The organism is Kineococcus indalonis (assembly GCF_009906395.1).
GTDB lineage: Bacteria > Actinomycetota > Actinomycetes > Actinomycetales > Kineococcaceae > Kineococcus > Kineococcus indalonis.
The window spans coordinates 1-576 of record NZ_JAAALM010000982.1 but is presented as its reverse complement, the minus strand read 5'-3'; the positions used below and the strand labels follow the sequence as shown (position 1 = coordinate 576).

The 576-nt window shown below is 77.6% G+C and carries 1 protein-coding gene; it reads left to right on the top strand.

Annotated features, from left to right (window positions below):
- Window positions 1-576: exonuclease domain-containing protein (locus tag GTR00_RS22310; protein ID WP_166613652.1), on the top strand; the 576-nt coding region annotated here is incomplete at both ends.

The following is a 576-nucleotide window of genomic DNA, read 5'->3' as shown; positions in this document are numbered from 1 at the left end:
CCGAGCCCCTGCCCGCCGAGGTCGCCGCGCGCCACCCGCACCGCTACGCCGTGCTCGACGTGGAGACCACCGGCATGGACGCCGCCACGGAGCGCGTCGTGCAGGTCGCGGTGGTGCAGCTGGCCGCCGACGGGCGCGTGGAGGGCACCTGGGACTCCCTGGTGGACCCCGGCCGCGACCCCGGCCCCACCCACGTGCACGGCATCAGCGCGGACATGCTGCGCGGCGCCCCCGCCTTCGCGCAGGTCGCCGAGCACCTGGCGGGCCTGCTCGCCGGGCGGGTCCTGGTGGCCCACAACGCCCGCTTCGACTGGGGCTTCCTGCGCGAGGAGTTCACCCGCGCCGGCACCGCCTACCGCGTGCCGCACTTCCTGTGCACCGTCACCCTCAGCCGCCGGCTGCGACTGCGCGACGTCACCCTCGCCGGGGTCGCCGCCCACTGGGGCGTGGTGCAGCACCGCGCCCACGACGCCGTCGACGACACCCGCGTGCTCACCGAGGTCTTCCGCGCCTCCCTGCGCGCCGCCGCCGAACAGGGCGTCGACCTGCCCCTGACCGCGCTGCGGCGGCGCCGGG